The organism is Corynebacterium sp. HMSC069E04 (assembly GCF_001813175.1).
Lineage (GTDB): Bacteria > Actinomycetota > Actinomycetes > Mycobacteriales > Mycobacteriaceae > Corynebacterium > Corynebacterium aurimucosum.
Genome location: NZ_KV811650.1, coordinates 1 through 4,690, shown reverse-complemented (window position 1 = coordinate 4,690; position 4,690 = coordinate 1). Strand labels below are relative to the sequence as shown.

Annotated in this window: 1 protein-coding gene; it reads left to right on the top strand. The window is 49.0% G+C overall.

The window, feature by feature from the left end:
* The first annotated feature begins 322 nt into the window (after window positions 1-322).
* Window positions 323-4,585 (top strand): NACHT domain-containing protein, encoded by a 4,263-nt coding sequence (locus tag HMPREF2896_RS03830; protein WP_141754758.1) that lies wholly within the window; start codon window positions 323-325, stop codon window positions 4,583-4,585.
* The last annotated feature ends 105 nt before the right edge of the window (window positions 4,586-4,690 follow it).

Sequence of the window (4,690 nt, the reverse complement as noted above, 5' to 3'; positions counted from 1 at the left end):
GGCATAGTTCAATCCTTCCTTGGCTGAGGTGGGAACTAAACCCAGGACGCTTCACACCACCGGATCATGGTGTCGTCAACATTAATTATGAAAGAAACCCCTGCAGTACCGGGTATGCGGAACACCGGTACCAACTACGTGGGCTCGCGGTACCAGCTGCCCGAAACCGAGACCACGGGTGCTTCGACGCCATATTGTTCGGATACGGGAATTTCGCTCTGTAAAGACCAAGATTTCGCGGTAATGATTGAAACTCTGCCACGAGGCTTGAGCGCTGAGATAGATTAGCTAGAGAACGCCAGTTCGGAGGGAAGAATTAGATATGAATTGTGAACCCGACATAGATCTTTTTAAGATCCGTGCGCATCAAGGGCGACAAGATCGAGCTTGGGAAGAACTCGTATTTCAATTGTGGGCAGATAAGGATGGCGATACCGCAGAAGTGCGGAAAACCAAAGCTCCCGACGCTGGCGTGGAGTGGTATAGCGTCTATGAGGATGGGCATTCGGAGGGCTTCCAGGCTAAATTCTACGCAAATTTACAGTCCGCGCTATCAGGTATGAAGGAGTCGGTTTCGACAGTTATAAAGAACCGACCGAACCTTACTCGACTAACTTTCTTAGTGCCTTTCGATTTTACTGATACAGGTACTTCGGCGCGTATGTCGGACCAAGGTCGGTGGGAGAAAGCCGTTCTGCAGTGGAAAAATTTAGCGACTCAAAATGAACGAGAAATCGAATTTGCGATAATTCGGGGCGGTGAAATCAAGCAAGAACTGGTCCTCGAAAAGCATACCGGGCGTCGTCAGTATTGGTTTGGTGATCTAGGACTTTCTGACGCTTGGTTCGAGAGCAAGCTTGCTGACGCCAAAGCTGAAGCTCACGATCGGTATACACCTGATGCTGATGTTCCGACTGAAGTTGACATTATGCTAGATGCGGCGACAGGGCATCCCTCATTCGCTGCGGAGCTTTTGAGGTTGGTCGATGACCTTATGGATCAAGTCGATACTCTGCCTCGGAGAATTAAGGAACTTGAAGGATGGCAGGTGGCTATCATTGCTCTTCAGGATTTTCTAAAATGTGAAGTCAAAAACATTGGAACGTGGAATCCATTCACCCCCGTACGTCCGGAGAGTTGGCTACGAAGACTGAAGGAGATCGTGGCACTCTTTCAAAGACTCATTGACTCACTTTCTCAACTGGGAGGGGAGTTTTCGGAAACGCTTGGGGAATTACAATTTCTAGAAAAATCCCTCACAGCTTTGGCAAACCGGCTAGAGGGTGGCTTGGTTGAAGTTTATTCAGACGGGGTACTCGCGATTTACGGACCAGCGGGTCAAGGGAAGACTCATGCACTTTTGAATATGGTTGAGAGAAATCTAAGTAACGGTGGGAGAGCGCTGCTAGTTTTTGGCTCTTGGATCGGCGAAGGATACTGGTGGAGTCAAGTCGCTGAAAGGCTAGGGATCCCGAACGTAACGCTCGATAATTTTCTGCAGATACTGGACTCGCTTGGAGGAGCAACGGGGAGGCGCGCGGTGATTGCGATCGATGCACTTAACGAGTCCAAGGCCCCGTTTGACTGGCCAGAATATCTAAGGGTTCTGGTGTCGAAGGTGAAACAGCATGAGAATATCAGCCTCATATTCTCGTTGCGTTCTGAATATCGTGCAGAATTACTGTCCAATGTGGATATCAAACAAGAGTTTCACCCTGGCTTTGAAGGGACGGTAGATGAGGCGTTTGAGAAATATCGCCACAAATTCAGTATTCAGCAGCCTCTACCGCGTTTAGAAAGCCGCTCGTTTGAGAACCCGCTTTTTCTTCGACTCTACTGCGATGTACTTGCTGGAGGCGATAGAAGCTTAACGCCGCAGCCAACGCAAATGGAAGTATTCCAGGAGTACTTACGAGTCCGCGTACGGGAAGTTCAGAAGAAATTAGCAATCAGTCCAAGCCAAAGTGTCGTAGAAGAGGCGCTTCAATTGGTTGCTCAATTAATTTTGGAAAAGGGGGAGCTAGAAAACGATCGAGGGCAACTTGAGAAGCAGATCGATGATCTTCTCCCAAGTCGGACGGAATATCCGCGCACTCTTTTCCGGCAAATGGTCGAGTGTGGAATTCTAGAAGTGAGGCCAACCTACGGCAATCGTGAAGCTGTTGGCATCCTCTTCCAGGCGGTATCTGATTACGTTTTGAGCCGAAAGGTCGTCGATGATCTATTCGAAGAAACCAAGAACTTTAGAGTAGCACTTCTAAAACATAAGAGACTTTGGTCTACTATCGCTGTAATCTTAGCCGAGCAAAAGTCAGCTGAACTTAGTGATTTTGTTGAGGCAGGAGATGCGCCCCGCTGGTTCCATGAATCGCTAGCAAGTTCGCTGAGAATTCGTCACGTGTCCGCCGTCAGAAAAAGCACATTGAAAATCTTGAGTAAAGGACTTGAGAACCGTGACTGGGCGTCAAAATATGCATTGAGCTTATGCGCGCTAGCAGCCATACCGGATCACCCCGCGAACAGCAGTTTCTTAACTCAAAGGTATATGTCATATGAGATGTGCGAACGTGATGCAGAATGGGGGGTTGGAAGCTATTTCCTCGACGATTCCCCGGAATTCCGGCACCTCCTGCGACAGTTTTCTAATGACTGCAGTGAGCGTAACTTTGAGCGATTGTTTTTAACTAGTCAAATGCTGACCTGGCTGTTGGGGAGCCCAAACCGCTATTTGCGTGATATCTCCTCGAAGGCCCTAGCCGGAGTTTGGGCTCAATGCCCAGCCGTAAACTTGAAAATATTGAAAATCTTTAGTGAGTGTGATGATCCATATATTATCGAGCGCATACTAACTTGCTCTTATGGAGCTTTGCTTCAAGGGGCTAGCTCTCTGCGAGCCCAACAGTCGGAAGTAGTCCGATTTGTTTCGGATCACTTGCGAGGAGCTGCGGAGTTCGATGTTCTAGCGCGTGACTCAATTCGCGGAATCTTCGCATGGGCCCGCAAACAGTTGGGCCTTACGGAGGGCGAATTGCCCGACTACGGGGGTGTCCTTGGTTTAGCCTTGCCTGAGACACCGCTTTCCGAGGAAGAACTCGAAAGCTCCTTTGGCGCTCTGCGCGAAAATGGCAATCTGCTCCGACGTCGAGCTTCTTCCATCCTGTTGTCCGCGCTACCAAACCGGGGGGATTTTTCGGTCAAGACGATCAAAGGGGATATTCACCACTTTCAGCATTTCGCCGACGGTCACAGAACGCTCAGGTTGATTGATGAAACACCCTCCGAGAGGAACCTATCAGCTGACAATTTGTATGAGTTTTCCTGCCGTTGGGTAGCTCAAAAAGCGATCTCCTTGGGGTGGACGGAGGAAAGATTCGAAGAGTTTGAGACTACATTTGTTTTTTCCAATGGGAGGGCCTCCCACAAGAGAGAGAGGTTTGGAAAGAAGTATCAATGGATAGCTCATCGGGAATTGTTAGCACGCCTTTGCGATAATCTGTATCTAGACATTTCAGGTAGCGGTCGGGAATGGGAGGTCAGTGAAGGAGCTTGGGATTTCCTTTTAAGGGACTTGGATCCCTCATTGCCGATTAGTCGTAAGCGCGACGACGCATGGGTGTGTTTGCTGGGAAAGGCTGAACCGAAGTCCGAAATACAGCTAGAAATTAGAAGGCCCGCTCTCGGCAAGCAGACATCGGAACGAGATTGGATTAAAGATGGGAAGGACCTCCCACCGAATGAAGATATTTTGAGGCCTGAACTGGCCGGGAAAAGAGGGGTGGCTCTAAGGCTGGATGCCAGTTGGGAAAGGAAGAGCTCTGAGTATTCTATACGTGAAAAGACTTTCTTTCGCCGTCAGTACTTGCTGCAGGGGTCATGGTTGGTGGCAGAGGGGGAGGGTGCCGACTTAGCGGAGTACCTCCAATTTAGAGGTTTAATGAACCGACCGCTGGATTTTTCTGAGACGCTCTTTCAAACATATTTGGGAGAGTCAGAGTTCGTTGGTTATGGACCCCAGTACCAGTCTGTGCGGGAACATCTATCAGTTACAGATGTTCGAACCGAACGACGGATCTCGTATTGGCCGAGTTCTCAGTCGTACTTGTGGGAGGGAAACTCGTTTGATTGTTCGGTAGATAGGGGCGTGCGAATAGAGACCCCAGTACAGCCTTTGCTTGGTGACGCCACCTGGGTGCCAAATACCGCGCAATGGGAAGCAGACGGAAAGGTTATTGCTGAATACCGAGACTATTCCTTGGATGGACAGGACATTCAAGTTTTAGTTTGCGATGAAGGATGGTTATCAAAGCGATTACGGCACCTTCGAATGGACTTGGTGATCGCGTGCTTAGCGGAAAGAGAGGCCAAGAATCCAGATAGGAACGCAGATCGAAGTATTTTATCCAATGAATATATTTATACGGGGATTTTTTCCGGGAATAAGGATCCGATTTTCGTTGGCCCTAATTTCGTTGACGTTGATCAAAGGGATGCAGCGATTGAAAATCACTTTATGCGGGAGCGCGAAGGGATGCCTGGAATAGACGAGGTTCGACGATATCTGCAGGAACTTTTAGCAGAGGAATAGTGACGTCTCTCAGGTTTCTTAATCCACTATAACTAGTCACTAGTCCGGGACGCTAAAGCGGCCCTTCCGGTTTTGGAGTGCGTTGATTTTGTCCTGTAGTTGTCC

Bases quoted from the DNA above. Each gene is read 5' to 3' on its own strand.
- HMPREF2896_RS03830 (WP_141754758.1), top strand. From the start codon at position 323: ATGAATTGTGAACCCGACATAGATCTTTTTAAGATCCGTGCGCATCAA.